The organism is Amycolatopsis saalfeldensis (assembly GCF_900110575.1).
GTDB lineage: Bacteria > Actinomycetota > Actinomycetes > Mycobacteriales > Pseudonocardiaceae > Amycolatopsis > Amycolatopsis saalfeldensis.
On sequence record NZ_FOEF01000002.1, the window covers coordinates 670106 to 695444 of the forward strand.

Annotated in this window: 30 protein-coding genes; 12 read left to right on the top strand and 18 right to left on the bottom strand. The window is 73.2% G+C overall.

Annotated elements, in window-relative coordinates; all coding sequences use genetic code 11:
* Positions 1–2: 2 nt before the first annotated feature.
* The 4 genes from betA (at position 3) to BMY97_RS07220 (ending at position 4249) form a co-directional block, all read left to right on the top strand.
* Positions 3–1661, top strand: a complete 1659-nt coding sequence (betA, locus tag BMY97_RS07205; RefSeq protein WP_091614244.1) for a choline dehydrogenase — start codon at positions 3–5, stop codon at positions 1659–1661.
* Between the two features lie 219 nt (positions 1662–1880).
* Positions 1881–2198: a bifunctional 3-phenylpropionate/cinnamic acid dioxygenase ferredoxin subunit gene (locus BMY97_RS07210; protein ID WP_091614247.1), complete on the top strand. Its 318-nt coding sequence runs from the start codon at positions 1881–1883 to the stop codon at positions 2196–2198.
* On the top strand, positions 2195–3364 hold the full coding sequence (locus tag BMY97_RS07215; RefSeq protein ID WP_091614249.1) for an NAD(P)/FAD-dependent oxidoreductase: 1170 nt from the start codon (positions 2195–2197) through the stop codon (positions 3362–3364). The genes BMY97_RS07210 and BMY97_RS07215 overlap by 4 nt, the downstream gene beginning before the upstream one ends.
* 15 nt (positions 3365–3379) lie before the next feature.
* Entirely contained in the window at positions 3380–4249 is an 870-nt protein-coding gene (locus tag BMY97_RS07220) for a LysR family transcriptional regulator (RefSeq protein WP_091614252.1), read from the top strand.
* Positions 4250–4258: 9 nt separating this feature from the next.
* Here BMY97_RS07220 and BMY97_RS07225 read toward each other — a convergent pair whose 3' ends face one another.
* Together BMY97_RS07225 and BMY97_RS07230 are read right to left on the bottom strand one after the other, a co-directional pair.
* On the bottom strand, positions 4259–4609 hold the full coding sequence (locus BMY97_RS07225; RefSeq protein ID WP_091614255.1) for a nitroreductase family deazaflavin-dependent oxidoreductase: 351 nt from the start codon (positions 4607–4609) through the stop codon (positions 4259–4261).
* The gene (locus BMY97_RS07230) at positions 4606–5385 is read right to left on the bottom strand and encodes a glucose 1-dehydrogenase (RefSeq protein ID WP_091614258.1); all 780 of its coding nucleotides are present in this window, start codon (positions 5383–5385) and stop codon (positions 4606–4608) included. Before BMY97_RS07230 ends, BMY97_RS07225 begins: the two co-directional genes overlap by 4 nt.
* A gap of 144 nt (positions 5386–5529) precedes the next feature.
* Between BMY97_RS07230 and BMY97_RS07235 the strand changes: the two genes are divergently transcribed.
* Entirely contained in the window at positions 5530–6165 is a 636-nt protein-coding gene (locus BMY97_RS07235; RefSeq protein ID WP_091614260.1) for a TetR/AcrR family transcriptional regulator, read from the top strand.
* Here the strand turns inward: BMY97_RS07235 and BMY97_RS07240 are convergent.
* Positions 6147–6746 carry a dihydrofolate reductase family protein gene (locus BMY97_RS07240; RefSeq protein ID WP_091614263.1) on the bottom strand — a complete coding sequence of 200 codons (600 nt, stop codon included), beginning with the start codon at positions 6744–6746 and terminating at the stop codon, positions 6147–6149. The genes BMY97_RS07235 and BMY97_RS07240 overlap by 19 nt on opposite strands.
* Complete coding sequence (locus BMY97_RS07245) at positions 6743–7579, bottom strand: metalloregulator ArsR/SmtB family transcription factor (protein WP_091614266.1); 837 nt, start codon at positions 7577–7579, stop codon at positions 6743–6745. The genes BMY97_RS07240 and BMY97_RS07245 overlap by 4 nt, the downstream gene beginning before the upstream one ends.
* A gap of 227 nt (positions 7580–7806) precedes the next feature.
* Between BMY97_RS07245 and BMY97_RS07250 the strand changes: the two genes are divergently transcribed.
* Entirely contained in the window at positions 7807–10155 is a 2349-nt protein-coding gene (locus BMY97_RS07250; RefSeq protein ID WP_091614268.1) for an arylsulfatase, read from the top strand.
* A 3-nt stretch (positions 10156–10158) separates the two neighbouring features.
* Here the strand turns inward: BMY97_RS07250 and BMY97_RS07255 are convergent, their stop codons facing one another.
* The 5 genes from BMY97_RS07255 to BMY97_RS07275 are packed head-to-tail and all read right to left on the bottom strand — an operon-like array spanning position 10159 to position 13376.
* On the bottom strand, positions 10159–10698 hold the full coding sequence (locus tag BMY97_RS07255) for an AAA family ATPase (protein ID WP_091614271.1): 540 nt from the start codon (positions 10696–10698) through the stop codon (positions 10159–10161).
* A 39-nt stretch (positions 10699–10737) separates the two neighbouring features.
* On the bottom strand, positions 10738–11238 hold the full coding sequence (gene tsaA / locus BMY97_RS07260; protein WP_091614274.1) for a tRNA (N6-threonylcarbamoyladenosine(37)-N6)-methyltransferase TrmO: 501 nt from the start codon (positions 11236–11238) through the stop codon (positions 10738–10740).
* Entirely contained in the window at positions 11222–12007 is a 786-nt protein-coding gene (locus BMY97_RS07265) for an alpha/beta hydrolase (protein ID WP_091614278.1), read from the bottom strand. Before BMY97_RS07265 ends, tsaA begins: the two co-directional genes overlap by 17 nt.
* A gap of 23 nt (positions 12008–12030) precedes the next feature.
* Entirely contained in the window at positions 12031–12915 is an 885-nt protein-coding gene (locus BMY97_RS07270) for a pyridoxamine 5'-phosphate oxidase family protein (RefSeq protein ID WP_091614280.1), read from the bottom strand.
* The gene (locus BMY97_RS07275) at positions 12915–13376 is read right to left on the bottom strand and encodes a VOC family protein (protein WP_091614282.1); all 462 of its coding nucleotides are present in this window, start codon (positions 13374–13376) and stop codon (positions 12915–12917) included. The genes BMY97_RS07270 and BMY97_RS07275 overlap by 1 nt, the downstream gene beginning before the upstream one ends.
* 92 nt (positions 13377–13468) lie before the next feature.
* Here BMY97_RS07275 and BMY97_RS07280 point away from each other — a divergent pair, with 92 nt between their 5' ends.
* Positions 13469–13996, top strand: coding sequence for a CGNR zinc finger domain-containing protein (locus BMY97_RS07280; protein WP_091614284.1), 528 nt, complete (start codon positions 13469–13471; stop codon positions 13994–13996).
* A gap of 8 nt (positions 13997–14004) precedes the next feature.
* Here the strand turns inward: BMY97_RS07280 and BMY97_RS07285 are convergent, their stop codons facing one another.
* The gene (locus tag BMY97_RS07285; RefSeq protein WP_091614285.1) at positions 14005–14439 is read right to left on the bottom strand and encodes a L,D-transpeptidase; all 435 of its coding nucleotides are present in this window, start codon (positions 14437–14439) and stop codon (positions 14005–14007) included.
* Positions 14440–14522: 83 nt separating this feature from the next.
* The gene (locus tag BMY97_RS07290) at positions 14523–15086 is read right to left on the bottom strand and encodes an HD domain-containing protein (RefSeq protein ID WP_091614288.1); all 564 of its coding nucleotides are present in this window, start codon (positions 15084–15086) and stop codon (positions 14523–14525) included.
* 130 nt (positions 15087–15216) lie between these two features.
* Between BMY97_RS07290 and BMY97_RS07295 the strand changes: the two genes are divergently transcribed.
* Both BMY97_RS07295 and BMY97_RS07300 read left to right on the top strand, forming a co-directional pair.
* Complete coding sequence (locus BMY97_RS07295) at positions 15217–15996, top strand: cyclase family protein (RefSeq protein WP_091614290.1); 780 nt, start codon at positions 15217–15219, stop codon at positions 15994–15996.
* Complete coding sequence (locus BMY97_RS07300) at positions 15993–17627, top strand: thiamine pyrophosphate-binding protein (protein ID WP_091614291.1); 1635 nt, start codon at positions 15993–15995, stop codon at positions 17625–17627. The genes BMY97_RS07295 and BMY97_RS07300 overlap by 4 nt, the downstream gene beginning before the upstream one ends.
* Before the next feature lie 20 nt (positions 17628–17647).
* Here BMY97_RS07300 and BMY97_RS07305 read toward each other — a convergent pair whose 3' ends face one another.
* Entirely contained in the window at positions 17648–18202 is a 555-nt protein-coding gene (locus tag BMY97_RS07305; RefSeq protein ID WP_091614293.1) for a TetR/AcrR family transcriptional regulator, read from the bottom strand.
* A 77-nt stretch (positions 18203–18279) separates the two neighbouring features.
* Here BMY97_RS07305 and BMY97_RS07310 point away from each other — a divergent pair, with 77 nt between their 5' ends.
* Both BMY97_RS07310 and lepB read left to right on the top strand, forming a co-directional pair.
* Entirely contained in the window at positions 18280–19056 is a 777-nt protein-coding gene (locus BMY97_RS07310; RefSeq protein WP_091614295.1) for a crotonase/enoyl-CoA hydratase family protein, read from the top strand.
* A gap of 53 nt (positions 19057–19109) precedes the next feature.
* Positions 19110–20033: a signal peptidase I gene (gene lepB / locus BMY97_RS07315; RefSeq protein ID WP_091614298.1), complete on the top strand. Its 924-nt coding sequence runs from the start codon at positions 19110–19112 to the stop codon at positions 20031–20033.
* A gap of 19 nt (positions 20034–20052) precedes the next feature.
* On the opposite strand, the gene BMY97_RS07320 is transcribed toward lepB, so the two are convergent.
* From BMY97_RS07320 to BMY97_RS07335, 4 genes are all read right to left on the bottom strand, one after another.
* Entirely contained in the window at positions 20053–20493 is a 441-nt protein-coding gene (locus BMY97_RS07320; protein WP_091614300.1) for a nuclear transport factor 2 family protein, read from the bottom strand.
* Positions 20494–20743: 250 nt separating this feature from the next.
* Positions 20744–20980: a hypothetical protein gene (locus BMY97_RS07325; protein ID WP_245787191.1), complete on the bottom strand. Its 237-nt coding sequence runs from the start codon at positions 20978–20980 to the stop codon at positions 20744–20746.
* 118 nt (positions 20981–21098) lie between these two features.
* Entirely contained in the window at positions 21099–21797 is a 699-nt protein-coding gene (locus BMY97_RS07330; RefSeq protein WP_143086141.1) for a hypothetical protein, read from the bottom strand.
* On the bottom strand, positions 21794–22306 hold the full coding sequence (locus BMY97_RS07335; protein ID WP_091614307.1) for a SigE family RNA polymerase sigma factor: 513 nt from the start codon (positions 22304–22306) through the stop codon (positions 21794–21796). Before BMY97_RS07335 ends, BMY97_RS07330 begins: the two co-directional genes overlap by 4 nt.
* A gap of 874 nt (positions 22307–23180) precedes the next feature.
* On the opposite strand from BMY97_RS07335, the gene BMY97_RS07340 reads away from it, so the two are divergent.
* Positions 23181–23681 carry a histidine kinase gene (locus BMY97_RS07340; RefSeq protein WP_091614309.1) on the top strand — a complete coding sequence of 167 codons (501 nt, stop codon included), beginning with the start codon at positions 23181–23183 and terminating at the stop codon, positions 23679–23681.
* Between the two features lie 356 nt (positions 23682–24037).
* On the opposite strand, the gene BMY97_RS07350 is transcribed toward BMY97_RS07340, so the two are convergent.
* Together BMY97_RS07350 and BMY97_RS07355 are read right to left on the bottom strand one after the other, a co-directional pair.
* On the bottom strand, positions 24038–24664 hold the full coding sequence (locus BMY97_RS07350) for a DsbA family oxidoreductase (RefSeq protein ID WP_091614315.1): 627 nt from the start codon (positions 24662–24664) through the stop codon (positions 24038–24040).
* Between the two features lie 44 nt (positions 24665–24708).
* Positions 24709–25332, bottom strand: a complete 624-nt coding sequence (locus tag BMY97_RS07355; protein WP_091614318.1) for a TetR/AcrR family transcriptional regulator — start codon at positions 25330–25332, stop codon at positions 24709–24711.
* Positions 25333–25339: the final 7 nt, after the last annotated feature.

Below are 25339 nucleotides of genomic sequence, written 5' to 3' on the forward strand. Positions count from 1 at the left end.
CCATGAGCGGCGAAAGCTACGACTTCGTCATCGTCGGCGGCGGCTCGGCGGGCTGCGCGCTCGCGAACCGGCTGTCGGCCGACCCGGCCACCAAGGTGCTGGTGCTCGAGGCCGGTCGCGCCGACGCCAAGTGGGACGTGTTCATCCACATGCCCGCGGCGCTGACCTTCCCGATCGGCAGCCGGTTCTACGACTGGGGCTACCGCAGCGAGCCCGAGCCGCACATGAACCGGCGGCGGATCTACCACGCCCGCGGCAAGGTGCTCGGCGGGTCCAGCAGCATCAACGGGATGATCTTCCAGCGCGGCAACCCGCTCGACTACGAGCGCTGGGCCGGCGACCCCGGAATGTCCACTTGGGACTACGCGCACTGCCTGCCCTACTTCCAGCGCATGGAGAACTGCCTCGCCGACGCGCCGGACGGGCAGTGGCGAGGACACAGCGGCCCGCTGGAGCTGGAGCGCGGGCCGGCGACCAACCCCCTGTTCCAGGCGTTCTTCGACGCCGCCGTCCAAGCCGGCTACCCGCGCACCGACGACGTCAACGGCTACCGGCAGGAGGGCTTCGCGGCCTTCGACCGCAACGTGCGCAAGGGCCGCCGCCTCTCGGCCGCCCGCGCGTACCTGCACCCGGTGCTGCACCGGCCGAACCTGACGGTCAAGACGCACGCCTTCGTCTCGCAGGTCCTCTTCGACGGCACGCGCGCGATCGGCGTCGAGTACTCGCAGGGCCGCGGCGCGCCGGGCGAGGTGTACGGCAAGGAGATCATCCTGTGCGGCGGCGCGGTCAACACGCCGCAGCTGCTGCAGCTGTCGGGCGTCGGCAACGCGGCCGAGCTGGAGCGCCTCGGCATCGACGTCGTGCGCGACCTGCCCGGCGTCGGCGAGAACCTGCAGGACCACCTCGAGGTGTACATCCAGTACGCCTGCAAGCAGCCGGTGTCCATGCAGCCTTCGCTGGCGAAGTGGAAGCGGCCCTACATCGGCGCACAGTGGCTGTTCCTGCGCTCCGGCCCGGCCGCGACCAACCACTTCGAGGGCGGCGGTTTCGTCCGCAGCAACGAAGAAGTCGCGTACCCGAACCTGATGTTCCACTTCCTGCCGGTGGCCATCCGCTACGACGGCTCGGTGCCGGCCGGCGGCCACGGCTACCAAGTGCACGTCGGCCCGATGTACGCCGACACCCGCGGCACGGTCAAGATCACCTCGACCGACCCGCGCCGGCACCCGGCGCTGAAGTTCAACTACCTGTCCACCGAGAACGACCGCCGTGAGTGGGTGGAGGCGGTGCGGGTGGCGCGCGGGATCCTCAACCAGTCCGCGCTCGACCCGTACAACGGCGGCGAGATCTCGCCCGGGCCCGAGGTGGAGACCGACGAGCAGATCCTCGACTGGGTCGCGAAAGACGCCGAGACCGCGCTGCACCCTTCCTGCACCGCCAAGATGGGCGTGGACGAGCAGTCCGTGGTGGACCCCGCCACCATGCGGGTCCACGGCACCGAGGGGCTGCGGGTGGTCGACGCGTCGGTGATGCCCTACATCCCCAACGGCAACATCTACGCCCCGGTGATGATGACCGCCGAGAAGTCCGCAGACCTGATCCTCGGCAACACCCCGCTCGCCCCGATCAAGCAGCCCTTCCACCGCCACCTCCCCGCGTAACCCACCTCGCCTCACGGACACCCGGGCCCGCACCCGCGCCCGGGTGTCCGTCATGCCCGGGTCAGGGGCGCCGGGAGCCGTTGCGGGCCCGGAAAATCCCGCCGGATCTACCGGTTCGTAACCCTTGACGGAGCCCGGTAGCCGATTCAGACTTGTTGCGTATCGCGTCTCGCGTTCCTTAATACGCAACTCCCTTACGGCTCTTCTCGGAGGCTCTCGATGCAACGCGCGTGCACAGTGGACGAACTGCCGCCCGGCGAATCCGTCCGGATCGCGGGCCCCGAGCCGATCGCGGTGTTCAACGCCGACGGCGAGCTCTACGCGATCGACGACACCTGCAGCCACCAGGACGCGTCGCTGTCCGAGGGCTGGCTGGAGGGCTGCTTCGTCGAGTGCCCGCTGCACGCGGCGCTGTTCGACCTGCGGACCGGGATGCCCTCGTGCCTGCCCGCGAAGAAGCCCGTGCGCACGTACCCGGTACTGGTGGACGAAGGCGTCGTCTACGTGCAGTCCGACGCCCGGGAGCACGCGGCGTGAAGAGCGTCGCGATCATCGGCGCCTCGCTGGCCGGGGCCCGCGCCGCGCAGGAGCTGCGGGCGCAGGGGTTCGACGGGCGGGTCGTGCTGGTCGGCGAAGAGCCGCACCCGCCCTACGACCGGCCGCCCCTGTCGAAGGCCTTCCTCGCCGGCACGGCGTCGCGCGAGTCGCTGGACCTGCTCGACGCCGACGACACGGCGTCGCTCGAACTGCGGCTGGGCACCCGCGCGGAGCGGCTCGACCCGGCCGCCGGAAGGGTGGTGCTCTCCGACGGTGAGCTGGCCGTCGACGGAGTCGTGCTCGCCACCGGCGGGCGTGCCCGGACGCTGCCGGGGACCGAGGGCATCGCGGGCGTCCACGTGCTGCGCACGCTCGAGGATTCCTTGGCACTGCGGGAAGAACTCGTGCCCGGGGCGCGGGTGGTGATCGTCGGCGCGGGGTTCGTCGGCGCCGAGGTCGCGTCCACCGCGCGGACGCTGGGCCTCGACGTCACGGTGCTGGAAGCGCTGGAAACGCCGCTCGCCCGGGTGCTCGGCCCGCGGCTCGCGCAAGCCTGCGCGGGCCTGCACGCCCGGCACGGCACGACGTTGCGCTGCGGCGCCGCCGTCGAAACCCTGCTGACCACCGGCGGTCGGGTCACCGGGGTCCGGCTGGACGGCGGCGAGGAGCTGCCCGCGGACGTGGTGGTCGTCGGCATCGGCATGGTCCCGGCCACGGAGTGGCTCACCGGCTCCGGCCTCGAGGTCGGCAACGGCGTGCACACCTCCAGCGGCCTGGTCACGAAGCTGCCGAACGTCGTCGCGGTCGGCGACGTCGCGGCGTACGCCCACGCGGAAACCGGCGTCCGGCACCGGCACGAGCACTGGACGAACGCGAGCGAACAGGCGCCGGTGGCCGTCGCGAACCTGCTGGCCGGGCACGTGACGAGGCAGTACGCCCCGAGCGGGTACGTCTGGTCCGACCAGTACTCCGGTATGCTCCAGCTCGCCGGGCACCCCGAGCCCGGCGACGAGGTGGTGTTCGTGGAGGGTACGGCCGAGGACGGCGCGTTTGTCGCGACGTATCAGCGAGACGGCGCCACCGTCGGGGTGTTCGCGCTCAACAGCGCCAAGCAGTTCACGCGCTTGCGCCGCCAGGCCCTGCGGCGGCCGGCCTCCGTGGCCTGACCCCGGCCGCCGGGGATGGAGCGCCGCCAGCTGGAGTACTTCCTCGCCGTGGTCGACCACGGCGGGTTCACCAACGCGGCGCGGCGGCTGCACGTCGCCCAGCCCTCGTTGTCCCACGCGGTGCGCACGCTGGAGAAACAGCTGGGCGGCCTCCTGTTCCACCGCCTGCCGCACGGCGCCGAGCTGACCGCGGCGGGCACCGCGCTGGTCGCCCCGGCCCGTCAGATCCTGCGTGACCTCAGCACCGCGGACGCGGCCGTGCGCGAGGTGCTCGGGCTCGGCGGCGGGACGCTGGACATCGCTTCGCAGACCACCCTGGCCGTCGACCCGCTGGCCGCGATGCTGGGCCGGTTCCGCGCCGCGCATCCCAAGGTGCGGGTGCGCGTCCGGGCGCCGGAGACCGGGTCCGACGTGCTCAACCGCGTCCGCGACGGGCAGAGCGAGGTCGGGCTCGTCGAGTCCGGTTCGGACCCGGCCGGGCTGGCCGGGGTGGACCTGGCCGAGCAGGAGGTGTTCGCGGTGCTGCCCGCGGCCTCCCCGCGCACCGCGGCCCTGCCGCAGGCCGACCTGGCCGAACTGGACCTGGTCACCACCCCGCCGGGCACCGCCACCCGCTGGCTCGTCGAGGACGCGCTGCGCGGCTCCGGCCGTGAACCGCGCATCGTCGTCGAGACCGAGCACCGGGCGATGATGGTCCCGCTGGTCCTCGCCGGCGCCGGCGCGGCACTGCTCCCCCGCGCCATGGCCGAGGACGCCCGCCGCCAGGGCGCGGTGATCGTGCCGCTGCTCCCCCGCCTCGTGCGGCGCGGCCGGCTGGTCTGGCGCGCGGGCCCGCTTTCCCCGGCCGCGGAGGAATTCGTCGCGCTGGTCCCGAAAGACTCGTGAGGCCCGCGGTCACGGCCGATGGGGGGAGCTGATGCGCATCAGCCGGCTGTCGGCCCAGTCTTCGAGCCGGGTCGGCCGGATGGTGCCGGGGTCGTGGGGCTGATCGAGATCCGCGACGATCTCCGCCAGCACGGCCGCGCGTTCGGCCGAGTCGGTGACCGGCGTGGCCCGCGCGGGCAGATCCGCGCGGATCCCGTTCTCGAGGTGGAAGGTGAAGGTGGGATCGGCGAGCAGGTTCGCGGCGCCGCCCGTGCGGCCCAGCGTCGTGATGTCGATGGCCCGCCGGATCGGATCGGGCAGGCGCGACGAAGACGCGTCCCGCGCGGGGTCGCTCCATCCGGTCGGGTCCGGAGTGCTCATGCGGTCTCGGCTTGGAGGGCGGGGCCGAGGAGGAGTCCCCCGTCGATGACGTACTCCGAGCCCGTGATGAACGAGGCGTCCGAGGACGTGAGGAACAGGAGAAGCCGGGTGACGTCGGCCGGTTCGCCGAGCCGGGGGACGGCGAACGGCCGGGGTGAGTAGAACTCGGCGATGGCCGCGGTGGCGCCGGCCGCCGGTTCGTGGATGAAGGCGGTCGAGATCACGCCGGGGTGGATGGTGTTCACCCGGATGTCGTCGCGGCCGAGTTCGAGCGCTGCCGTTTGAGTGAGTCCTCGTAGGGCCCACTTGCTGGCGACGTACGGCGCGTAGTGCGCAGTGCCGCCCAGGCCCATCGTCGAGGCGATGTTGACGATGGCTCCCCCGGCGGCACGGCGCAGAGCGGGGGCTGCGGCCTTGATGCCGAGGAAGGTCCCGGTGAGGTTGACGTCGAGGATGCGCGACCAGGTGGCCTGGTCGGTGTTTTCGATTGTCGCCGGCGGGTTCTGCACGCCCGCGTTGTTGACGAGCACGTTCAGGGCGCCGAACGCGCTCTCGGCGGCCAGCACGGCGGCGGACCACGAGCTCTCGTCGGTGACGTCCAGGCGGGCGAAGCGGGCGCGGGGCCCGAGCTCGTCGGCGAGAGCGGCGCCGCGTTCGGCGTCGATGCCGCCGATCACCACGTTCGCTCCCTCCGCGTGAAAGGCGCGCACGTGGCTCGAGCCCTGGCCGCCGGTTCCACCGGTCACGAGCACGGTCTGGTTGTCGAAGCGGGGCAACAGCTGTTCCTTCGGTATGGGGGCAACCGGCCGGGACCATCGGTGATGAACGGCGGCCGATAGTGAGCCGGTCGACTCACCACTGCCCCGACGCTAGGCCGCCGGCAGTGGTGAGTCAAGCCACTCACCTCGTATGCTCGGCCCATGAGCAAGGTTGTGACGACGTATCACCAGCGTGTCGCCCAGGAGAAGCGCGCGCTGATCGTGACGGCCGCGACCGCGCTGTTTCTCGAGCTGGGCTACGACCGGACGTCACTGGCGCGGATCGCCGAGCGCTCGGGCGTTTCGCGGGCCACCTTGTTCAAGCAGTTCCCGACCAAAGCCGCCCTGTTCGACGCCATCGTGACCGAGTCATGGTCGACCGCCGACGAGGAGGATCCCCCGCCGGCCGGCAACGTCGTCGACGGGCTCGGCTTCCTCGGCCGCCGTTACGCCGGGCTGCTGGGCCGCGCCCGGATGGCCGACCTGTTCCGGATCGTCATCGCCGAGCTGCCCCGGTTCCCCGAGCTGGCCCATGCGCAGTTCTCCCAGGGGAAGATGCCCTACTTCGAGTCCGTGCGCGGCTACCTCCTGGCCGAGCATGAGGCGGGAACGGTGCGGGTCGAGGACGTGGACCTCGCCGCCACCCAGTTCCTGGGCATGATCTCCAACTACGTCTTCTGGCCCGCGCTCCTGGTGCCGGGCTGGGAGGTGAGCGCGGACCGCGTCGCCGAGGTAGTCGACGAAGCTGTCCGCACCACCGCCGCCCGCTACGCCGTTGATCAGCGAACGCGGTCGTAGACCACGGCCGTCTCGCCCAGTTCGCCGACCTCGTGGTGGGTGAGCTTCCAGCGCGAAGCCGGCAGGCCGTCGTCGAACAGCCGCGGGCCGCCGCCGGCGATCTCGGGGCAGATCATCAGGTACAGCCGGTCGATCATGTCGGCGGCGAGCAGCGGCTTGATCACGCTCGCGCTGCTGTTGACCAGGATGTCGCCCTCGCCGGCGGCCTTGAGCTCGGTGACGACGTCCACCGCCGGGGCGTTCGCCACCCGGGTGCGCGCCCACGGCGCAGTGTCCAAAGTGCTCGACAGGACCACCTTTTCGGCGTCGACGAGCCACTTCGCGTAACCGCGGTCGCGCGGGTCGGCGTCCTCGTTGTCCACGATCGTCGGCCAGAAGCCCAGGAAGCCCTCGGCGTTGAGGCGGCCGAGCAGGGCCGTCGTCGCGGTCTCGTGGATGCGGTCGAGGTGGTTACGGGCGGCTTCGGTGGCCGCGTACGAGACGATCGCGCCCATGTCGCCGGGCCCGGCCGGTCCGTGGTAGCGCCCGTCGAGGGTGAGGTTCAGGTTGGCGGTGACTCTGCGTCCGGTGGTGCTGGTCATGACTGGTGGCCCTTTCGCTTGGTGTGCTTGGTGTGCATGGAATTGCCGAGGATCTCGGCGAGATTGTCGAGCACCTGGCCCCAGCCGGTTTCGATCCCGGCGATGAAGGGGACGGCCTCGACGGTCGTTTCGGTGATGCCCAGGTCGAGCCGGAGCCGGGTGCCGCCGGGCACGCTGGTGAGCGCCAGGTCGTAGTGCCCGGTGAACGAGACGGCGCCCGCCGCGTCCAGCACCGACAGGTCGAACACGAGGTGCTGCGCCCGTTTCGCGGCGCGGACCCGCCCCTGCGAGCGGTACCGATGTCCTTCCCCGTCGCGGTATTCGAGGACGACGCGGCCCCCGGGCTCCGGCTCGAGGACGCAGTCCGTCGCGACCATCGGGGCCGGGGCCCACCAGGAAGCGAGCAGCTCCGGGTCGGTCCAGTGCCGCCAGACCGCTTCCCGCGGCGCGGCCAGCACCCGGTCGAACGAGAAGGTGCGCCCGTCCGCCCACTGGTCCCGGTCCGCGACCGCCGTGTCCGCCTCGATGGCGGCGCGGTAGCGGGCGATCACGTCCCGCTCGCCCTCGTGCTCCCGCGCGGCCTCGGCCAGCTCCTCCAGCCGCTTCGCGAGTCCCGTCAGCGGACCGGTTTCGACCGCGTAGACCCGCCGCTGTCCCAGCGGGTAGACGGTGACCAGGCCGGCGCGGGCCAGGGTCTGCAGGTGCTTGGTCGTCTGCGGCTGACGGGAGCCGGTCAGCTCGGCCAGCTCCCCGACCGAACGCGGCCCCTGCGCCAGCAGCTCCACGATGCGCCACCTCGTGGCGTCCCCCAGTGCTGAAACGATCGCGTCCATGCCCTGAAGTATTCACCTACCAGAATATTCATGTCAAGGAATATCTTGGGCGAGTTTCCGACCAGCCCCGATAGTGATCGTCTACCGGCCGCATCCACTTCCGGTCTCGGTCCGCCCGCCACCGGTGTTGCCCGGCGGAGCCACGCCGTGTGAAGCTGCGCCCATCGAGGAAACCCCCGGCCGGTCAAGGGGTTCCGTCCGTCCACTTCGGAAGGATCTCCATCGCCATGCCCGCCTTTCCCGCCGGTCGCCACGTGCTGCCCCGCCCGGACGCCGCCGAATCCGCGGCGGCCGCGCTCGACGCGCGCGAGCAGCGGGAGGCGTTCACCCCGGCCGGTCCGGTGCCGCCGCCGCGAGGCGCGCCGAACGTGGTGATCGTGCTGGTGGACGACCTCGGGTTCGGCACGTCCAGCGCGTTCGGCGGCCCGTGTGCGATGCCCGCGGCCGACCGGCTCGCCGCCGACGGCCTGCGGTACACCCGCTTCCACGTCACCGCGCTCTGCTCGCCGACCCGCCAGGCCCTGATGACCGGGCGCAACCACCACTCGGTCGGCATGGGCGGCACCACCGAGATGGCCACCGCCGCACCCGGGTACAACGGCTTCCGGCCGCGAAGCGCGGCCACGCTCGCGCAGATCTTGCAGGGGAACGGTTACAGCACCGCCGCGTTCGGCAAGTGGCACCAGACGCCGCCGCGGGAGATCAGCGCCGTCGGCCCGTTCGACCGCTGGCCCACCGGCGAGGGCTTCGACACCTTCTACGGCTTCATGGGCGCCGAAATGAACCACTGGTACCCGCTGCTGTACGAGGGCACCACGCCGGTCGAGCCCACGCGACGGCCGGAGGAGGGCTACCACCTCACCGAGGACCTGGTGGACCACGCCGTCGACTGGGTGCGCACGCAGCACACGCTGACCCCGGACCGCCCGTTCTTCACCTACCTGGCGCTCGGGGCCGCGCACGCGCCGCTGCACGTCGGGCCCGAGTGGCGCGACCGGTACCGCGGCCGCTTCGACGACGGCTGGGACCAGCAGCGCGAGCGGACTTTGGCGCGGCAGAAGGAACTCGGCGTCGTCCCGCCGGACACCGAGCTGGCCCCGTGGGCCGAGGGCGTGCCGCACTGGGACGAGCTGACCGACACCCAGCGCAAGCTCGGCGCCCGCTTCATGGAGACCTTCGCCGGCTTCACCGAGCACGCCGACACCCAGGTCGGCCGGTTCGCCGACGCGCTCGACGAGCTGGGCGTGCTCGACGACACGCTGTTCCTGTACCTGCTGGGCGACAACGGCGCGTCCGGCGAGGGCGGCATCGAGGGCAGCACCGTCGAGCACCGGCTGGGCCACGGAATCGTCGACGATCCCGAGGAGATGATCACCCACCTCGACGAGATCGGCGGCCCGTCGACCTACCCGATCGCGCCCGCCGGCTGGGCGCTGGCGCTCAACACCCCGTACCAGTGGACGAAACAGGTCGCCTCGCACCTCGGCGGCACCCGCGACGGGCTGATCGTGCGCTGGCCGGCCGGCGGCGCGAGCGGCGGCGGGCTGCGCCACCAGTACGGGCACGTGATCGACGTGCTGCCGACCGTGCTGGACTGCGCCGGCATCCCCGCGCCGTTCAGCGTCGACGGCGTCACCCAGCAGCCGATCGAGGGCACCAGCCTGCGCGCCACCCTCACCGGCGCCGCCGCCCCGGAAACCCATCACACGCAGTACTTCGAGATGTGCGGCAACCGCGGGATCTACCACGAGGGCTGGACGGCGGTGACCCGCCACGGCGTCCCGTGGGAGATGGTGCCCACCGGGCGGCGGCCGTTCACCGCCGACGTCTGGGAGCTCTACGACCTGACCACCGACTGGAGCCAGGCGCACGACCTCGCCGCGCGGTACCCGGAACGGCTGCGCGCACTCCAGGACCTGTTCCTCGTCGAAGCCGCGAAACACCGGGTCTTCCCGCTCGACGACCGGGTGACCGAACGCGAGAACCCGCGGCTGGCCGGGCGGATCGACCTGCTCGGCGACCGCACTTCGGTGACCTACCGCGGCGGGATGCGGCGGTTCACCGAGGAGACGACGCCGAACGTCAAGAACCGCTCGCACGCCGTCACGGCCGACCTCGAAGTGCCCGACGAACCCGCGAGCGGCGTTGTAATCGCACAGGGCGGCCGGTTCGGCGGCTGGGCGCTCTACTTCACGGACGGCTGCCCGGCGTACGTCTACAACTACTTCGGGCTGGAGCTGTTCACCGTCGCCGCCACCGCGGTGCTTCCCCCCGGACGGCACCAGGTACGGCTGGACTTCGACTACGACGGCGGCGGGCTCGGCCGCGGCGGCACCGCCGTGCTCACCGTCGACGGCGAGAAGCAGGCGACCGGCCGGGTCGAGCGGACCATCCCGTACTACTTCTCCTTCGACGAGACCCTGGACGTCGGCGTCGACCTCGGCACCCCGGTGACCGACGACTACCCGGCGCTGGACAACGCGTTCACCGGCGTGATCCGCACCGTCCGCGTCGACCTGGCCGCGGCGGCCGAGCTGGACGGCGGGCTGCACCAGCGGGTGCTGCGCTCGCAATGACGCTCAACCGAACACCAGCACGGCCCGGCGCGCGGCCGGTCGCCCGAGGACGTGGACGCTGTGCCAGCCCGGCGGCTGCGCACCGGCGGCCAGCGCGTCACGCATCCGCGCCGCGCGGGCCGCGTGCCGGGCGAACGACCGGGCGCGCACCAGCCGGCCCCGGCTGTGCTGGCCGGCCAGCGCCTCCTCGGCGGTGACGTCCAGCCACAGCAGCCGCGCCGGGCGCCCGGTGACCGCCGCGACGGCCACGAGCCAGCGGCGGGTCGAAGCGCGCGTGGCCGGTTCGTGCACCACCAGCGGCCCGCGGCGACCCGCCGCCCGCGCCACGATCCGGGTGCGGTGGCACAGGTGCACCAGCGGCCGGTACCAGCGGTACGGCACGGCGGCGGGGAGCAGGTCCGCCAGCCGCACGCGGACCTGGTCCGAGTCCAGGACCGGCAGCGCGCCGGCCGCGCGGCGGAGCATCGTCGTCTTGCCCGCCCCGGGCATCCCGGCCACCACCAGCAGGTCGCGGCGGCCCAGCTCGATCACCGTCGGCTCCATGGGAGGCCAACGAACCGGCGAAAGTAATGGTTCCTTTACTCAGGCCAGGTCCTCCGGGGTGACCCCCTCGGGCACCACGACACCGTCGAACCAGCCGCACCGCGGCTCCCCCGGCGGCCGGTCGAACTTCGTCACGTACGGCTTGAGGTCGAGCACCGGCGTGCCGTCCAGCAGGTCCACGCCCGCGAAGCGCACCGTGCGGCCCGAGACCTCCAGCAGCCGGACCAGGCTCAGCCCGATCGGGTTCACCCGGCGCGGCCCGCGCGTGGCGAAGATGCCCATCCGGCGCCGTTCGCGGCGCAGCAGGTACGGCACCTGTGTCAGCTCGGCGCCCGGCCGGTCCGGGCGGTCGAGCCAGCTGAGCAGCCAGGCGTAGTCGAACCCGGCCAGCCCGGCGAGGCCCTCGGCGTACTCCGGCTCGATCTCCAGCACGCCCTCCTCGCCGCGGTTGGCCGACGCCTGGACGGGCGTGCGCTCCAGCTCCGTCCGCGCGGTGCGGACGAAGCCGATCGCGGGCAGCCGCTCAGACGAGCCGGACACGCCGCTCCTGCGCCAGCCGCCCCACCGCGTCTACAATGGACGTCCACGCGAGACCGCCGGGCGCGGTGATGTCGAAGTGCCCGGCGCCCGGCACGGTCACCAGCTCGGCGCCGCTCGCTTCGGCGTACATCCGCGAGAGCACCGGCGGCACGGCCGTGTCGCGGTCGCCGTGGACCACCACCACCGGCACCCCGGGCGGGCCGAGCGTCAGGGGATCCACTGCGGCATAACGTTCCGGCACGTCTTCGGGACCGCCGCCGAGCACCCCGGTGACGGCGGCGAACCCACCCGCGTAACGCAAGGCCTCGGTGAGCGCGGCGACCGGCGCCGCCGCCACGACGCCGGCGATCGGCACCGGTCCGGGCCGCCGTCCCGGAGCGCCGTCGGGAAGCCGGTCGCGCACCGCCGCCCAGAGCGCGAGCTGACCGCCCGCGGAGTGACCGAAGAGCACGACCCGCGAGGCGTCGACGAGACCCGGCCGCTGCTGCTCGATCAGCGCGGGCAGGGTGTCGACCGCGAGCGCGACGTCGGTGAACGTCGTGGGCCAGCCACCGCCCGCGCCGACGCGCCGGTACTCCACATTCGCCACCACGTAACCGTTCGAGGCCAGCGCCCGGGCCTCCGGCTCGAGGTAACCCCGGTCGTTCTCCACCCGCCAGGACCCGCCGTGCAGCACCAGGACCAGCGGTGCGGGCGAGCCGGCGGCCGGCGGGAGGACGACGTCGGCGACCTGGTCGGCCTCCGGTCCGTAGCGCACGGCGAAATCCATGCCGCCAGCCTAGCGGGCGGCGATCAGGTGACGGCCGGGTTGAAGCGCGACAGCTCCGGCTCACCCCAGCGCAACGGGCTCGCCCCGGCTGTCCGGCGCACCTGTTCGACGGTGAAGCGGGTCTCGCGCGACGCTCCGCTCCAGTCGACGGCCGCGGTGCCGGTGAGCTGCAGCGTGATCCCGCTCGACCAGCCGACGAACAGCAGCCCCGCGCGCCGGTTCTGCTCCAGATTGCCCAGCGTCATCATCATCGTGTTGCCCGGGTAGTCCGGCCAGCTCAGCGTGCGCTCGTCGTGGACGCGGACGAAGCCCGGGTCACCGCCCCGATGGGAGGTGTCGCAGTCACCGTCCGCCGACGACGTGGCGAGGAAAAACGTGTCGGCGCTGCCCACCAGAACCGCGCCCGCGGTGTCCAATGTGGACGTCACCGTGGTTTCGGCCCGTTCCGACTCGCGCACCGCGAGCAGGTCACGGCGCTGGATGTACTTGGGGCAGTTGGAATACACCTGGTCCGCGACGATGCGCAGGCCGCGCGGCCCCGGCCCGGCGACGCCGTTGATCCGCATCCGCCGCCGGGTGCCCGGGTCGACCGTGATGGCGCCGGCCTTGCCGCCCCGGCGCAGGGTCGCCGAAAGCGGATCGCCCGCGACCGGCTCGGCGGCGACGTCGATCACGTCCCCGCCGCCCTCGGCGCGCAGGAACCCGGGCGGCCCAGTGAGCAGCGAGGCCCACATCCGACCTTCCTCATCCGCCGCGCCGACGACCAGCATCGGCCGCTCGGCCAGGAACGCGGCCGCCGCGGCCGGCACGGTGGCGCGGACGATGGCACCGACCCGCGCCGCCTCCGCGCTCACCCCGGCTTTGGCCTGCGCGGCCAGCTCACCCGCGTGGTAGACGCCCGCGGTCATCAGAAGAAGCCGCAGGCCGGGGCCTCGCCGGCGGCCGCGGTCCCGGCCAGCCCGCTCGGCGCGTACACCTCGAGGCGGATGCCGTCGGGGTCGGTGAAGAACACGCCGCCCGAGTCGGCGCCCTCGGCGTGCGGGACCACGTCGCCGTAATGCAGCTCGGCTCCGAGCGCGAGCAGTCCTTCCCGCACCGCGCGGACCTCGTCGAGCGAGCCGACCTGGAACGAGAGGTGGTGCAGGCCCGGCAACGCGGTGGCGAAGCGGCCCTCGGACTGGCGCCACAACGTGATCATCAGCTGCCCGTCCCGGCCGAGGAACGCCCACTCCCGGTCGCCGTCGCGGCCGTCCTGCAGGACTTGCAGGCCGAGGACCCGTTCGTAGAAGGCCGTCGAGCGGGCCAGGTCGGTGACGTTCAAGCCGATGTGCCCGGTTTTCACCGCAGTGGGGGCGACAGACGTGGTCACGAGGTCTCCTTCGCTCTACCTAACCAGTAGAACTACTATGACCAGTTATAGACAAACCTGTCAATGCTCCGTCATGGGTTAGGATGCACGGTATGGAACGGCCCCTTCTCGGCGAGCCCCTCGGCCTCGACCTGCTCAACACCACGTGGATCGACCGCAGCGGGCCCGCCGACCTGCTCAGCGACATCGGCGGGATGCGGATCTGGCTGGAGCAGAACGACCTGGACCTGCCCGTCACCGCCGCCGCCCGCGCCGCCCTGGTCACCGCCCGCAAGGCGATCCGCGCGCACACCATGGCGTCCGAGGCGGAATCCGGCCCGGCGCGCGACGGGCTGAACACCGTGCTCGCCTGGGGACGGCACCGCCCGGTGCTCGGCCCGTCCGGCCCGGAGACGGTCGCCGACGTGGCCGAGCCGGACCGGCGCGCGGGCTGGCTCGCCGCGGTGGACTACCTGGAGCTGCTGGCCGCCGACCCCTCGCGCGTCCGCCACTGCGCACACCCCGAGTGCGTCCTGTACTTCTACGACACCAGCCCGAAACGCAGCCGCCGCTGGTGCTCCATGGCCACCTGCGGCAACCGCGCCAAGGCCGCGCGGCACTACGCGCGCAGCCGGGATTGAGCCACCGGCTACTTGACGACCTGGACGACGTCGCCGGGGTGCAGTGCGTTGTAGAACACCACGGCGTCGGCGTGCGAAAGGTGCACGCACCCGTGGGACTGCACCTTCAGGCTGCCCTGGTGGAACGCGACGCCGGTGGTGGTGAAGAAGACCGAGTAGGGCATCGGCCCGTGGAACTGCTTGCTGTAGTGGTCGATGTCCTTGTACTGCACGCGGAACGTGCCCGAGGGCGTCGGGAACGCGGCCTTGCCGACGGTGACCGGCACCCCGCCCCGCACCACGCTGCCGTGGTCCATCAGCCACGCCGTGTTGGTGTGCAGCTGCACGCAGGCCTTCGCCTGGGCGCCGCACGGCGGGCCCGCCGCTTCCGCGCTCCCCGTGAACCCGATGGTCGCCGCCACCGCGGCCGCACTGGCCAGTACCGCTGTGATTCCCCGCTTCATCGTGCTGCGCCTCCCCTGTAGTCCGGCTGTACTCGAGAATTCCCCGGGGCGTGGGTTTCCAACCGGTTCAAGATCCGAACGGGTTAACGGCCGGTGCGCCAGGACAGCGGCGTGAGTCCCAGCGCGGCGGCCGCGAGGGCACGGGCGGTGCGGGTGAACAGGTCCTGCTGCGCCGAGGCCAGCCATTCGTCCACGGAGGACGCTCCGAGGTCCCGGTACTCCAGTGCCTGCAGGAGCATCTCCAGCTTGTCCGCGTCCTTCGCGCAGCGCGACTCCGGGGATTCCCGGTCCTCGTACTCGCCGACCGCGTCCCGCACGGCGGCCTGGGCGGCGCCGGGCAGCGCGGCGGTCTGGTCCTCGGTGATGGCGCGCGGGTCCGGCTTGGCCAGGTACGGCGCGGCGGTGTGCGGCAGGTCGCCGGTGCGGGTCTCCTGGGTGTCGTGCCAGAGGGCGAGGAACGCCGCGCGCTCCGGCGACGCGCCCTCCTCCGCGGCGATCAGCGCGGCCAGCTGCGCGGCACGCATCGTGTGCTCGGCCACCGACTCCGGATCGCGGACGCCGACCTGCCACCAGCCCGTGCGGCGCACGCGTTTGAGCACGCCCAGCTCGAACCCGAAGGCGGCGAGCGCGGCGGAGGCTTCGAGCATGGTGACTCCCGGTGAGACGTGGTGGCGGACGTCCAGCCTAGGGCCACGCGCTCCGCGGGCCCGTAGCCCCGGCGGCCCGCTGCGCCTAGGGTCTCCCCAGGCACTCCCGCCCGACACTGGAGGACATCGCATGTCGTTGCTGGCCCAGCTGAGCGCGGCGATCACCGGCGGCGGGATCGAGGTCGTGGACCTCACCGCGCCGCTCACGCCGGACACCCCGATCCTGCAGCTGCCCGAGCCGTTCGCGAACACCGTCCCGTTCCGGCTGGAGGAGATCAGCCGGTACGACGAGCGCGGGCCGCGCTGGTACTGGAACGACATCCACACCGGCGAGCACACCGGCACCCACCTCGACGCCCCCGTGCACTGGGTGTCCGGAAAGGACGGTGCCGATGTTTCGCAGGTGCCGCTGAAGACGCTCGTCGCGCCCGCCGTGGTCCTCGACGCGTCCGGCAAGGCGGCGGGCAACCCGGACTTCCTGCTGTCGATCGAGGACATCCGCGAATGGGAGGCCGAACACGGCGCCCTGCCCGACGGCGGGTGGCTGCTCTACCGCACCGGCTGGGACGTGCACGCGAGCGACCAGGAGCGCTTCCTCAACGCCGACGCGTCCGGCTCGCACACCCCCGGCGTCGCGCCCGAGTGCGCGCGGTGGCTGGCCGAGGAGACGGCCATCGCGGGGCTCGGGGTGGAGACCGTCGGCACCGACGCGGGCCAGGCGCCCGGCCTCGACCCGGCCTTCCCGTGCCACGAACTGCTGCTGGGCGCCGGGAAGTTCGGCCTGACGCAGCTGCGGAACCTCGCCGCGCTGCCGGCCACCGGGACGTTGCTGGTGGTCGGCCCGCTGCCGATCGTCGGTGGGTCCGGCAGCCCGGCCCGGGTGCTCGCGCTGGTGGAACGGTCCGCATGAAGGTCGCCGAGCTGGTCGGCCGGACTCTCGTCGAGCTGGGCGCCGGGCTCGTCTTCGGCGTGGTCGGCAGCGGCAACTTCGAGGTGACCAACGCGCTGCGGGCGGCGGGCGTCCGGTTCGTCGCCGCCCGCCACGAGGGCGGCGCCGCGAGCATGGCCGACGCGTACGCCCGGCTCAGCGGCGAGGTCTCCGTGCTCAGCGTGCACCAGGGCTGCGGCCTGACCAACGCCGTCACCGGCATCGCCGAGGCGGCCAAGAGCCGCACGCCGATGATCGTGCTCGCCGCGGACACCGCCGGGGCCGCCGTGCTGTCGAACTTCGCCGTCGACCAGGACGCCCTCGCCGTCGCGGTCGGCGCGCGGTCCGAACGCGTCCACTCCGCCGCGAGCGCGCGGGCCGACACGATCCGCGCGTACCGGACCGCCTGGCAGCAAAGCCGGACGGTGCTGCTCAACCTGCCGCTGGACGTCCAGGCGCAAGAAGCTCCCGAACCCGCGCCGCTGCCGGAAGTCCCCGGCCCGGCCGCGATCCGCCCGGAGACCGGCGCGGCCGACGCGCTGGCCGCGCTGATCGAAGAAGCCGAGCGCCCGGTCTTCATCGCCGGCCGCGGCGCGCGCGGACAGGCCACGGTGCTGCGTGCGCTGGCGGACGTTTCGGGCGCGCTGCTGGCGACGTCCGCCGTCGCGCACGGGCTCTTCCACGACGACCCGTGGGCGCTCGGGATCAGCGGCGGGTTCGCGTCCCCGCTCGCCGCCGAGCTGATCACCGGCGCGGACCTGGTGATCGGCTGGGGCTGCGCGCTGAACCAGTGGACCACCCGCCACGGCAAGCTGCTGGGCCCGCGGGCGCGGCTGGCTCAGGTCGACCGCGAGCAGCCCGCGCTCGGCGCGCACCGGCCGATCGACCTCGGCGTGGCCGGTGACGTCGCGGCCACCGCCGTGGATGTGTTGGAGCTACTGGAATCCCGGGGCCACCACGCGTCCGGCTACCGCTCCCCCGAGGTCGCGGCGCGGCTCGCCGGGGGCGTGCGGTGGAACGACGTCGCGCACGAGGACCGCTCCGGCGGCGGCCGCATCGACCCGCGTACGCTCAGCGCGCGGCTCGACGAGCTGCTGCCCGCCCACCGCGTCGTCTCGATCGACTCGGGCAACTTCATGGGCTACCCGAGCGCGTACCTCTCGGTGCCGGACGAGAACGGGTTCTGCTTCACCCAGGCGTACCAGAGCATCGGGCTCGGGCTGGGCACCGCGATCGGCGCCGCGCTCGCGCGCCCGGACCGGCTGCCGGTGCTCGGCGTCGGCGACGGCGGCTTCCACATGGCGATCTCCGAGCTGGAGACCGCCGTACGGCTCGGGCTTCCGCTGGTGGTGATCGTCTACCACGACGCGGCGTACGGCGCGGAGGTCCACCACTTCACCGGCGACGACCTGGAAACGGTGCAGTTCCCGGACACCGACGCCGCCGCGATCGCCCGCGGCTTCGGCTGCGCCGGGATCACCGTGCGCGAGCCCTCGGACCTCGCGGGCGTGACCGCCTGGCTCGACGGGCCGCGCGGTGCCCCGCTGGTGATCGACGCGAAAGTCGCCGATGACGGCGGTTCTTGGTGGCTCGCGGAGGCATTCGGGCACTGAGCCCGTTCAGCTGTGCCCGGTCAGCTGTGCCCGGCCAGCCACTGCGCCACGATCGCGTCCGCGCCGGCGTCGTCCTCGCGCAGCACGCCGGTGAGCGCGAGGCCGCGCAACAACATCAGCAGGGAGTCGAGGGCGATCCGACCCTCCTTTTCGGACAGTGGCGACACCTTGCCGAACGCGGCCCGCAGCTCGCGGCCCAGCTCGCGCTCGGCCGGCACCAGCGACGCGTGCAGCGCCGGATCGGTGCGCGCGCCCATCCACAGCTCCAGCCCGGCGAGGTACAGCGGCCCGGACATCGACGCGCGCAGGGCGGTGACCAGCCCGCGTAACGAATCCGCCGGCCCTTCCTCGCGAAGGCGGGCCAGCCGTCCCTCGGCGACGTGGTGGATCGCGGCGACGAACAGCTCCTGCTTCGAGCCGAAATGGTGCAGCAGCGCCCCGCGTGACACCCCGGCCCGCTCCTGGACCCGCTGCGTGGTGGTACCGGCGTAGCCGAATTCGACGAGGCAGCCCACGGTCGCGTCCAGCAGGTTCTGGTGCGTCCGCGCGTGCTGCTCCTGGCGGGTGGAGGTCACCGGCCGACCCTACCGGCCGTCCTTGACAGTCCGGACGGACTGTGAAAATCTCGCCCGACGCTGGGGAAAGGTGCCTTATGACCGTGCTCGTCGATCACCGCGGGCCGGTGACCACCATCGGCATCAACCGCCCCGAACGCCGCAACGCCGTCGACCGGGCCACGGCCGAGGCACTCGCGGACGCGTTCCGCGCCTTCGACGACGACCCGGCCAGCTCCGTCGCGGTGCTGTACGGGGCCGGCGGCACCTTCTGCGCGGGCGCGGACCTGAAGGCGATCAGCGCGGGTGCGGGCAACCGTGCCGAGCCCGGCGGCGACGGGCCGATGGGGCCCACCCGGCTGAAGCTGGCGAAGCCGGTCATCGCCGCGATCAGCGGCCACGCCGTGGCGGGCGGGCTCGAACTGGCGATCTGGGCGGACCTGCGAGTGGCCGAGGAGACCGCGGTCTTCGGCGTGTTCTGCCGCCGCTGGGGCGTCCCGCTGATCGACGGCGGCACGGTCCGGCTGCCCCGGCTGATCGGCCGCAGCCACGCGCTGGACCTGATCCTCACCGGCCGCCCGGTCGACGCGGCCGAGGCGCTGCGCATCGGGCTGGCCAACCGCGTCGTCCCGGACGGCGGCGCGCTGGAGGCCGCGGTCGAGCTGGGCCACGAACTGGCCGCGTTCCCGCAGACCTGCCTGCGCGAGGACCGCGCCTCCGTGCTGGAGCAGGACGGACTGGACGAAGAAACCGCGCTGGCCAACGAGTTCCGGCACGGACAGGTGTCGCTCGCGAGCGACACCCTCGCCGGCGCGACCCGCTTCGCCACGCGGCACGACCCGTCCGGAACTGAGCCGCGCCCGCGACACCCCTGATCGTGATCGGCGCGCTGCGGCGGGCATCCGGCCCGCACCGGTAGCCTGGCTCGGTGGCCGACCCCATTCCCCGTGAATACGCCGGAAGTGACCCCGAACGTCCGGATCCGGACGACCCGGGCGAGTCCTCCGGTTCCGCCGGCCGCGGCCGCAAGCCGCGCAAGAAACGCCCGTTCTGGCAGGAACTCCCGATCCTGATCGTGATCGCGCTGGTGCTCACGATCCTGATCCAGCAGTTCGTGGGCAAGGTCTTCATGATCCCGTCCCAGTCGATGGAGGCCACGCTGCACGGCTGCACCGGCTGCTTCGGCGACCGGGTGCTGGTCGACCGCGTCACCTACGACTTCACCGATCCCGGCCCCGGCGACGTCATCGTGTTCAGCGGCCCGCAGTCGTGGTCCGAGAACGAGATCGCGCCGCAGGAGCCGAGCAACTTCTTCGCCAAGGCGGTGCGCGAAGTGGGCTCGCTGGTCGGCTTCGCGCCGCCGGACGAGCGCGACTTCGTCAAGCGCGTGATCGCCGTCGGCGGCCAGACCGTGCAGTGCTGCGACCCGCAGGGCCGGGTGCTGGTGGACGGCAAGCCGCTCACCGAGCCCTACATCCACTGGGAGGACCCGAACAACCCGGTGCAGCAGCCGTTCACCCCGGTCAAGGTCCCCGAGGGCACCCTCTGGGTGATGGGCGACAACCGCAACGACTCCTGCGACTCCCGCTGCCAGGGCGGCGGCGGGGCCAAGGCGGCGGTGCCGGTGGGCAACGTGATCGGCAAGGCGCGCCTGATCGTGCTGCCGCCGTCGCGCTGGGGCGGGGTCAGCGACTACAACGCCCAGACGAACGCGAACGCGGTCGCCCTCGGCGCGCCCGGGTGGCAGCAGGGCCTCCCGCTCGGCGCCGGCGCGGCCCTGTCCGTGCCGGCCCTGTTCCTCGGCCGCCGGATGCGGGAAAGCCTGGGACAGCGGAAAAAGCGGCGCCGCTAGGCCGGTCGGCGCTGTCCGATCAGGACAGTTCGCGCGGTTTCAGGTGGTAGGCCAGGTTTCCCGCCAGGTCGACCGACGGGCGCCGCTCGGTGAAACGCCACTGCCCGGTACGGCGGGCGAAGCGGTCGTCGTAGTGGCCGGAGGCGATCGGCTGCAGCGGGAGGTCCGCCACGGCCTGCAACGCGGTCCAGTAGCTGTGCGCGGTCGCGGTGCCGGCGGCCTCGTCCACGTCGATGCGCAGGTTCGTGGTCAGGTGCCGGGTCCGGGGCGTGCCGTCGGCGTAGACGATCAGCGTGTCACGGAAATACCGCTCCACCGCCTCGCGACCGGTCGCGGCGGTGCCGCCGCCGGCGAACACACCCTCGGCGAACAATTCGCCGACACCGGCGAAGTCGCCTGCGTCGACACACGCCGCGTACGTCAGGATCAGGTTCTCGATCGCCCGGGCGGACTCCGGCATCAAGCACTCCAGCGCTCAGGGGCAGGACGGCTCCGCCCGGCTGTGCCGAGGCTACCCCCGGCGGCCGGGCCGGGGCGAACCCGTTGCCCCGCAGAGCTTTTACCCTGGTTCCGGGACCGCCGGCCCCGGACCGGGTCTCAGTCCTCGGCCGCTGCCCCGGCCGTCGGCTCCGGCTGCGGGGCCGTCTCCGCCCGGCGGCCGATCTCCGAGACCACGGTGTCGAAGATCGGGGTGGCGGTGTCGCCGGCCGTCACGCGCCGGCCCGCACTTCGATGATGTTCTCGGCGCGCACCCATTCCGGCTCGGTGTCCAGGGCCCGCCCGTCCACCCGGACCGGGACCCAGGTGATGTCGGTGTACTCGTCGAAGACCGCTCCCCCGGCGACCACGCCCTGCCGGCACCGCAGCCGGGCGCCGGCCCGGCACGCGCCCGGCCGGTAGGTCACCTGACGGCCCGTCGCGATCGGCCCGGAAAACTCGTCGTGCACCCTCGGCTCCCCTCCGTGTAGGGCCACCATGCCCCGGGACGCGCGGACACTGAAGCCCCGTCCCACGGGCGGGCGACCCCCGCCAGGGGTACCCCGGCGATCCCGGCCGCGCCGGGCCTCACGGAATCAGGCGCCCGCCCTGGCCGTCGTAGGCGTTCATCGGCAGGGCCGGCAGGGCGGCCAGCGGCTTGGTGTCCTTGCGGGGGAACCAGAAAACGGTCACGCCCGCCTGGTCGACCACCGCCGTCTCCGCGGTGTAGATCAGCCCGCCGGCCTCGGCGGTGACGCGCCGCGCGGGGCCGGCGTAATAACCGTAGAACGGGACGTCGCGGCCGGGGCGGCCCGCGGTCAGCGCGCGAAAGCCCGGCACGCCCGCGGGCGAACCGGCCACCACCTCCGCCGTGACGCCCTTAGGCGTCCGATGCCCGAGCACGAGCTCGTACGGCCGCACCTCGGGGGCGGGCAGGTACCGGTCCGGCTCGAACGCGCGCAGGTACAGCACCACCTCGCCGTCGGCGTCCACGGCGCCGGTGCCGATCACGGCGCCGATCTGCCGGCTGTCGGACGTCGTAGGCGGCGTCGGCAGGACGGCGGGCGGCGCCCCGATCGCCGGCGGCGCGGGCGCGCGCCACTGCTGGACGCCGGCGAGCAGACCGGCCACCGCCGCCACGGCGGCCAGTGCCGCCGCCCCGCTGGCCAACCGGCGGTAGCGGCGTCGGCGGCGGCCCAACCGCATCACCCGCGCCACGTCGACGGCGGCAAACGCCTCGGCAGGCGGTTCGGCGAGAGCGGCGCGCAGGCCGTCGAGATCCGTCACGAAGCCCTCCCCGCCGCGCATTCGAGCAGCCCCGGCCCGGCCGCGACGCGCATCTTCGCCAGCGCCCGGGAGTTCGTGCTCTTCACCGTCCCCAGCGAAACCTTCAGCTCGGCCGCGACGTCCGCCTCGGACAGGTCGCAGAAGTGCCGCAGCACCACGACCGCCCGTTCCCGCGCGCTGAGCTCGGCCAGCTCGCGCATCAGCCACTCCTGCGTGACGACCCCGTCGGTGAAGTCCCGCACGACGGTCCGCTCGGGCAGCTCCTCGGTGGCGTCCTCGCGGAACGGGCGGCGCCACCGGTCGATCACGTGGTTCGCGAGCACCCGGCGCGTATAGGCGAACGGATCCTGCCGCCGAATCCGCCCCCACGAGGCGAACGTCTTGACCAGCGCGGTCTGGACGTCGTCCTCGGCCTGGTGACGATCGCCGGTCAGCAGGTACGCGGCCCGCAACAGCCGCGCCGAGCTCACCCGGACGAACTCCGCGAACTCGACGTCACCCCGCGCCATGGCGGTCCCCGTGCACACCCACACCGCTTTCTACGGGCGGCGGCGGCAAAAGGTTGAGCCCTTGCCCGGCTGGCATCGCCTGCCGCCGGTCCCCCGGCCCCGGCTTCCCCTGCCGCCAGTCCCGCGGCCCCGGCTTCCCTGCCGCCGGTCCCCCGGCCCCGGCTTCCCTTCGGCCGCCGGCCTCCCCCGCGGCCCCGGCTTCTCCCGGCCCCGGCTTCTCCCGGCCCCGGTTCCACTCCAGACCCGGCTCGCCGCAGCCCCGGCTCCCCCTGCCGCCGGCTTCCCCGGGGATGGCCCCCGTTTCCCCCCGCCCCGGCGTCACCCCCAGACCCGGCTCGCCGCCGCCGGTTCCCCTCGGCCGCCGGTTTCCCCAGACCCGGCCTCGGTTCCCCGGCCCCGGCCTCACCCCAAGCCCCGCTCGCCCCAAGCCCCGCTCGCCCCAGCCCCGGCTCCCCCGCCGCCGGCTTCCCCGGCCCCGGCCTCACCCCAAGCCCCGCTCGCCCCAGCCCCGACTGCCCCGCCGCCGGCTTCCCCGGACCCGGCCCCGGCTTCCCCCGGCCCCGGCCTCACCCCGGCCCCGGCCTCACCCAGGCCCCGCTCGCCCCAGCCCCGGCTCCCCCGCCGCCGGTTTCCCCGGGGCGGCCGGGAGTCTTTTGGCCCTACTTCGGCGTCCGCACGGGCACCGGCCGGTCCGCGAGGTGGTCCAGACCTGCACCACGAGGCTCTGACCTGCGACGTTTCCGAAGGGGTTTCCCCAGCCCCAGGCCCAGGACACGCCCACCGCGGTCCGCTCGAACACCGGCGTGGCGGCGATGGCATGATGCCCGCACGGTCCCGCTCGGCCGGGCCCGGGAGCCGATGAGGAAGGTGAGGCTTGAGCGCGCGCATCACCCAGGTGGACGATCTCCGACTGGTGGCGCAGCCCAGTGCAGTTCCGTGCACCGAGCTGTTCGTCCGCCTGCTCCTGAGCGACTGGTCCCTGCTGCCCATGGTGGAACAGGTCACCGCCACGACCGGCCGCCTCGTCGGCGACGTCGTGGACCAGAGCCGTCCTTCGGCCCCCGCGTTCGTGACCGTGCGGCTGCAGCTGCGCGGTGACGTGCTGGTCGTCGAGGTCGAGGACGACCTGCCCGACCCCAGACCGCCGAGGCCGGCACCCGGCGAGCGGATGGGCGTCGAGCCCCGCGGAGCCGCGGGCCGCACCACCTGGTGCGAGCTGCCGCTGCCCGGCGGTCTCTCCGCGGGCCAGGTCCGGCTCCCCCGCCGCCAGGAGCGGCGCACCCTGGTGGACGAACCGGTCTCCGGCGCCCCCGTGGCCGCCGACCCCGAGGTGCTGGAACGCCTGCTCAACCGGCTCAGCGGCTGGTCCGGCTAAACCAGTCCACTGTGGACACCCAGGCGAGCGGTCTCCGCCACGGAACCACCCGCAGGCCGCCAGCTCCGGAGCGACCGCCGAACCGAGCGCACACGCCCGACGGAGTCGTGCGCCGTGGACGCCGCCTGTCTGACGTACGCCCGCAGCGCCTCGTCCGACAGTGTCTGGAGGCCGGGCACGATCTCCCTGTCCCGCAACGCTTCCGGCAGCACCGATCGCCCGCGCCGAATGGCTCCCGCCGGCCAACCGGCCCGGATCCGCTCCCAGCAAAGCCGGAGGTCAGCCGTCACCCCGGCCGCGGCTAAACCCGGCGAACGCGAGCAGCAGGTCCGGCGCCAGGACGGTCCGGCATCGGCTCAGGCGGCGCGCTGCCCCCAGGCCTGCTCGAGCGCCCGCGCGAAAACCTCCACCGACTGCCCGCCGGCGACGCCGAGCCGGCGGTCCAGCACGAAAAACGGCACGCCCGTGGCACCGAGGCGCGCGGCTTCCTGCTCCTCTTCGCGAACGGCGTCGGCGTAGGCCGCGGGATCGGCCAGCACGCGCTCCGCCGCCGCTCGGTCGAGGCCCGCCCCGGCCGCGACTTCGAGCAGGGTGCCACCGGTGAACAACGGCCGCGCCTCGGCGAAGTTGGCCGTGAACAGGGCGTTCACCAGTTCGTTCTCCACGCCCTGCTCGCGCGCGAGGTGCAGCAGGCGGTGCGCGTCGAAGGTGTTGCCGACCTCGCGGTCGACTCGGTAGCCGAGCCCTTCGGCGGCCGCGAGCCCGGTCATCCGCTCCTCCATCTGCACGGCGTCGGGCCCGTATCGAGCGGCCAGCATCCGCTGCAGCGGCTCCACGCCTTCGCGCGACGGGTCCAGCTCGAACGACCGGAACGTCACCGTCACCTCGTCCCGGTGCTCGAACGAGCCCAGTGCCGCCTCGAACCGCGCCTTGCCGAGGTAGCACCACGGGCAGATGATGTCGCTCCAGATTTCCACGTGCATGGGCGCCAGCCTAAGGAAAGCGGACGCGATCTTGAAGTACGCACTTACGGGTAAGGGCGGTGATAGGCGCGGAGGAAGGCGTCGACGCCGTCCACGAGCAAGGCGTCGATCTCGGCGTCTTCGGCCGGAGCGGCGCTGCTGACGTCGAGGGCCAGCATGAAGGTCAGCGCGACGAAGTGCTGCGCGGCCCGCACGGTGTTCGTCGCGCTGAGCACGCCCTGGCCGGCCAGCTCCTCGAACCGCTCGGCCAGCAGCGCCTCGGGCTGGTCCTCGAACCCGCCCAGGCTCCGGCGCGCCCGCCGGTCGGCCCGCATCAGCTGCCGCAGCTGGCGGTGCTCGGACGAGGAGATCGTCGCGCTGGCGATCCGGCGGGCGAACGCCAGCAACGCCTCACGCAGGTCACGGCCGTTCGTCAGTTCTTCCTCGACCGCCGCGCGCACCGCGTCGACGACCTCGGCGGCCGCGTCCGTGATCACCGCGTCGAACAGCCCGTCCTTGTCGCCGAAGTAGTCGTACACCGTGCGCTTGGAGATCCCGGCCCGGGCGGCGACGGCGTCGACGCTGGTCCGCTCGTAGCCCTCGCCGAGGAAGAGCGCGCGGCCGGCGGTGAGGACCGCGGCCCGTTTGCGCAGGCTGCTCGGCCGGGCGGCGGGTGCGTCATCAGGCATCGGCACA